At 58.6% G+C, this 4,951-nt stretch carries 4 protein-coding genes; 3 read left to right on the top strand and 1 reads right to left on the bottom strand.

Annotated features, from left to right (window positions below):
* Positions 1 to 342: 342 nt before the first annotated feature.
* Complete coding sequence (pepT, locus tag ACTQ40_RS10205) at positions 343 to 1,590, bottom strand: peptidase T (RefSeq protein WP_441032008.1); 1,248 nt, start codon at positions 1,588 to 1,590, stop codon at positions 343 to 345.
* 120 nt (positions 1,591 to 1,710) lie between these two features.
* On the opposite strand from pepT, the gene ACTQ40_RS10200 reads away from it, so the two are divergent.
* The 3 genes from ACTQ40_RS10200 (at position 1,711) to ACTQ40_RS10190 (ending at position 4,614) form a co-directional block, all read left to right on the top strand.
* Positions 1,711 to 2,133 carry a metal-dependent transcriptional regulator gene (locus ACTQ40_RS10200; RefSeq protein WP_154518396.1) on the top strand — a complete coding sequence of 141 codons (423 nt, stop codon included), beginning with the start codon at positions 1,711 to 1,713 and terminating at the stop codon, positions 2,131 to 2,133.
* Positions 2,134 to 2,145: 12 nt separating this feature from the next.
* Positions 2,146 to 3,039: a homocysteine S-methyltransferase family protein gene (locus tag ACTQ40_RS10195; protein ID WP_441564077.1), complete on the top strand. Its 894-nt coding sequence runs from the start codon at positions 2,146 to 2,148 to the stop codon at positions 3,037 to 3,039.
* A gap of 174 nt (positions 3,040 to 3,213) precedes the next feature.
* Positions 3,214 to 4,614, top strand: a complete 1,401-nt coding sequence (locus tag ACTQ40_RS10190) for a phosphoglucomutase/phosphomannomutase family protein (RefSeq protein ID WP_441564075.1) — start codon at positions 3,214 to 3,216, stop codon at positions 4,612 to 4,614.
* Positions 4,615 to 4,951 lie beyond the last annotated feature (337 nt).

The following is a 4,951-nucleotide window of genomic DNA, read 5'->3' as shown; positions in this document are numbered from 1 at the left end:
TTTTTTTTTTTTTTTTTTTTTTTTTTATATTATATTTTTTTGCGGTGGTGCCTAGTGGGTTTTTTTTTTTTTAAAAAGAAAACGGGGGGGGGGGCGGGGGCCCCCCCCCCCCCCCCACGGCTCGACGCTGCGCGCCGCCCAGAGCGACAATTTGTCATTCAAAAGGCAGGGCATGACCAGAATCAATGTCCTGCCTTTTTCATGCCAACTTGTTCGCCCTGGACGTCGCTCGCTGACGTTGATTCAACCAGCGATGCCGACTACTCCCCTTGCACCAAAAAATCGCCCCGTTCTCGGTTTTGAGGACGGGGCGATTTTGCTTACCTAGATTATTCGAGTTCCTTATGCGAAGCGGGCGACGAGCTCCTGCAAGACGTCGGTCATCTTGACGAGCGAGCTGACCGGAACAAACTCGTTGACGCCGTGGTAGCAGTAGCCGCCCGTTGAAAGGTTGGGACAGGGCAGGCCGCGGAACGACAGCTGTGCACCGTCGGTGCCGCCGCGAATCGGCAGCACCTGGGGCTCAACATCGCAGGCAAGGAAGGATTCCTTAGCGACATCGATCAGCTCTGGGTAGTCGCGGACAATCTCGGCCATGTTACGGTACTGGTGCTTGATCTCGACCGTTACGCGCTCCTCGCCCAGACGCTGGTTGAGCAGCGCGGCGGCAGCATCCATCAGCTCGAGCTTCTGCTGGAACTTGGCGGCATCGTGATCACGGACGATATAGCGCGCCGTGGCATGGTCGACTGTGGCAGAAACGCCCTCGAGGTGATAGAAACCCTCGTAGCCCTCGGTGTATTCCGGACGCTGCACGTAGGGGAGCAGGGCATTGAAGTCGCAGAACAGATTGCCCGCGTTAACCATGCGGCCCTTGGCGTCGCCGGGGTGAATGGACTGGCCCTCAAAGCTAACGGTAGCCTCGGCGGCGTTGAAGCACTCCCACTCAAGCTCGCCAACCGGACCGCCGTCGACTGTGTAGGCATACTTACAGCCAAAGTCCTCGATATCCAACAGCTCGGCACCGTGGCCGATTTCCTCGTCCGGGCAGAAACAAATACCAAGCGTGGGGTGGGGCAGGCTGGGGTCCTGTGCAATGCGTGCGACGAGCGCCATAATCTCGGCGACACCGGCCTTATCGTCGGCGCCCAGCAGCGTGGTGCCGTCGGTGCAAACCAGGTCCTCGCCCAAAAGGTTGTTGAGGGCGGGGAGCTTGGCGGTGCTCATGGATACGGGCTTGCCGTCGACGATGCCGCAAACCAGGTCGCCGCCCTCGTAGTGCACGATGTGCGGCGCTACGCCGGCGCCCGGTGCGACCTCGGTGGTGTCGAGGTGCGCGATCAGGCCCAGGGCGGGCTTATTCTCGGAGCCGGCGCTCGCGGGAATGTGAGCGCAGACATAGGCGTTTTCGGTTACATGGGCATCGGTTGCACCAAGCTCGCGCAATTCCTCGGCAAGCACATTGGCAAGATCAAACTGGACGGTGCTCGACGGAACCTGGTCACAGTTGGCATCCTCGGACTGTGTGTTGATCTGGACGTAGCGCAAAAAACGCTCGAGTACATCGGGGTTCGTGGTGGTGTTTTCCATAGAGACCGCTCCAATCTTGGTTGTCGTGTGCAACAAGAACTCTAGCACGGTATGCCGCGGCATACCGCGACGCTTGGATGGGGTAGAATCAGCCATTGAATGCAGAAGGGACGGATGTTCATGGATACGACAAATAGCTCGCGCGAGCTACATCTAACGGTGGCGAACGAAGACTACTTGGAGTGCATGGTTCGCATCGAAAGCGAGGATGGGGAGACTAATGGCGTGCGGTCGGTCGATATCGCACAGCGCCTTGGCGTTTCGAAGGCATCGGTCAACAAGGCGGTTTCGGCTCTCAAGGCATCCGAACTTGTCGAGCAGTCTCACTACGGCAAGGTTATCCTGACCAACCGTGGGCGCGAGGTCGGTTTGGCTATCTGGTATCGCCATCGCCTGATTCGCACATTTTTGGTCCAGGAGCTCGGCGTCGACTTTGAGCGCGCCGATGCCGAGGCCTGCATGATGGAGCACGCGCTTTCCGAGGACACAATGGTCCGTTGGCTCGCCTATCTCGAAAAGCAGGGAATCAGCATCGAGGAATAGCGAAACATATATATGGATACGAGTTATTACAATCGCTTCGGCGGCGAGGAGCTTATGCGCCGACTTGCCAGCGAGACGCTGCTGGCACAGGGTCCGATGGGCAGCGTGCTGCTGAGTGAATACGGTGCTACCGATATTCCGCCGGCATTTTGGAACCTCGCCGAACCACAGACGGTTTCTCGCATCCACCGACTGTATGCCGCCGCTGGTGCACAGGTGCTTATTACCAATACGTTCCAGGCATCGGGTTTTGCGCTCGATCGCGATGAAATCGCTCCATCTATGGCAGAGGTCAATCGCGGGGCGGTCGACGATGCCCGCCAGGCAAATCCCCAGCTATTGCTGGGGTCCATGGGGCCTATTGCGATTGAGTGGTTTGTCGAGGATTCTTCCGAGTATCGAGAGATTCGCGCAAATGCTCGCGAGCAGGCGTCCGCCCTGCTCAACGCCGGCGTCGACGGGATTCTGGTCGAGACGATCACGTCTATCCGCAATCTGCAGCCCGTGTTCGCCGGTGTCCATGATGCCGCTGATGGCATGCCCGTTCTGGTGAGCTTTGCTATTGATGACAAGGGCGACCTGCTGGGTGATGGCCTAAACATCGAAGGTGCCATCTTGTATGCCGAGAAGCACGGTGCGAGCTCGGTTGGGATCAATTGCTGCACCCTGACAGCGGCTACCGCTGCGGTACCAAGAATGGTCAAGATAGCCACGACGCCCGTTACTGTACGTCCCAATGCGGGAAATCCGGTCCAAACGCAAGATGGGCCCGTGTGGCACGAGGACCCCGAAGCTTTCGCGCGCGCATGCGTCGAGTGGAAGCGGGCTGGCGCCGCAATGGTTGGTGGCTGTTGCGGAACCACGGCGATCACGACGGCTGCTATGGCAGACGCGCTCGATATATAGAGTCCTAAGAAAAGCACATTCGAATTGCCGCCCCGACCGGGGCGGTTTTTTGTCTATATGCGCCCTCGACGGCTTTTGCCTAAACGGTGAATGCGTGCGCCGGCGGCTTGCCGGGCGCTCGTTGCGGGTATACCACCTGCGTACCATGATCCAAACACTGCGAGGTGTCTGCGTGTGTGCGCGATAATTCATTTTGGAACTGATGGCTGGCGCGCTCGCGTCGGCGAGGATTTTAACGCTGACAATGTTGCCCGTATCGCTGATGCCGCTGGCGAGCTCTGGCAAAAGACATATCCCGGCAAGACGGTATATATCGGGTATGACACCCGTCCCCGGGCGCGCGAGTTTGCAGAACTTGCAGCTGGCGTGCTTGCGGCCCATGGCCTTGATGCCGTGCTCGCGGCCCGTTTTGTACCCACGCCTGCCATCACGTGGGCTGCCGCATACGATGGCGAGGCGTGCGGGGCGCTCATGGTGACCGGTTCACATCATCCGCAGGGCTATCTTTGTCTCAAACTGCGCATGGGCGATGGTTCCACGGCAAACCAGGACGTCATCGAAGAACTCGAGGCAACGATGGCCGCCGAACCTCTGGGGCTCGAGGAGCAGTATCGCACGGCGGATATCATTCCCGACTATATGCGAGCGGTAGCATCGTTTGTCGATGCCGATGCCATTCGTGCCGCTCGTCTGCGCGTGGTGGTCGACCCCATGGGGGGAGCGGCTCAAGGTTATCTTGCCGATTTGCTGCGCGAGCTGGGTGTTGAGGTCCATGAGATTCATGCGGGGCAAGCATCGGATTGGAGGGATATCTGTCCCGATCCCGTAGAGCCGTGGGTGGATGCCTGCGAGCGTGCAGTTATCGAAGACGGCGCGTGTGCCGGCCTGGTGACCGATGGCGATGCTGACCGTATTGGCGCGGTCGACGAGCGCGGTAGATATATACATCCGCATCAGATCATGGCGCTCGTAATGGGCGAATTGGTTCAGTTTCGCAATTTGAAGGGGCGAGTCGTCGTCAATCTATCGTGCTCGACGCTTGTACGTCGTGTTGCCGAGGCACTCGGTTGCCGCGTGACCGTAAAACCGGTTGGCTTCAAATATATAGCCGCCGAGATGAAAAAAGACGGGGTGCTTATGGGCGGTGAGGAGGCCGGTGGCATCGGCATTGCCGCGCATATGCCCGAGCGTGACGGCATTCTCGCTTGCCTACTCCTGTGTGAGCTCATGGCAAAGACGGGGGCTTCGCTGGGCGTGCTGGTCGATCAGCTCGAGGCGAGTTTTGGAAAAACAAGTTATGGCCGTCGAGATTTACGACTTGAGGCAGAAGATGCCGAGTCGCTGCGCACGCTGCTTCCCGGTGTGAATCCAAAGTCGATTTGCGGCAAGGCGCCGCAGAGCGTAAGTCACATGGACGGCTTGCGTTTGGCATTTGAGAATGATACCTGGCTGTTGGTTCGCCCGAGTGGCACTGAGCCGGTGGTGCGAGTGTACGCCGAGGGCTTTTCGGTGGAGGAGCGCGACGAGTTGCTTGATGCCGGCTGCGCTTTGGCTCGGGGCGCATATCGGCTCTAGCCATGGGGCTAATCAATATAAAGATATGCTCGGCGAGTGGTAGGTAACGACTGGCAAGCGTCAGCTGCGGGTATAAATGTGTAGGAGTTGTGTGCAACCAGATTCCCGCCCCGCGGGCCCCTCCGGTCTGGCAATATATCTCCTTGCCGCGCGGCCCGGTCGGACCGGATGAGACGCGCAGGCGTGCACCTTGAGAACCGGATACTGCGAGGATGGACACACATGGTGTGTCGCATCCGGGCAGACATCGAACCATTTGAAATGGTCTGACTTGGATTCGTTTTTCGCAAGGCCGCCGAGAGGCGGCCCCGAGGAATTCCTTTTCCTATCAAACAGA

Origin of the sequence: Collinsella sp. Sow4_D11 (assembly GCF_052116465.1) — a bacterium.
In the GTDB taxonomy this organism is placed as follows: Bacteria; Actinomycetota; Coriobacteriia; order Coriobacteriales; family Coriobacteriaceae; genus Collinsella.
Note: the sequence above shows the minus strand (reverse complement) of the source record. Positions and strands in the feature narration are given on the sequence as shown.

Excerpts from the sequence above, each read along its gene's own strand:
- pepT (WP_441032008.1), bottom strand. The coding sequence starts at position 1,590 with ATGGAAAACACCACCACGAACCCCGATGTACTCGAGCGTTTTTTGCGC.
- ACTQ40_RS10200 (WP_154518396.1), top strand. The coding sequence starts at position 1,711 with ATGGATACGACAAATAGCTCGCGCGAGCTACATCTAACGGTGGCGAAC.
- ACTQ40_RS10195 (WP_441564077.1), top strand. The coding sequence starts at position 2,146 with ATGGATACGAGTTATTACAATCGCTTCGGCGGCGAGGAGCTTATGCGC.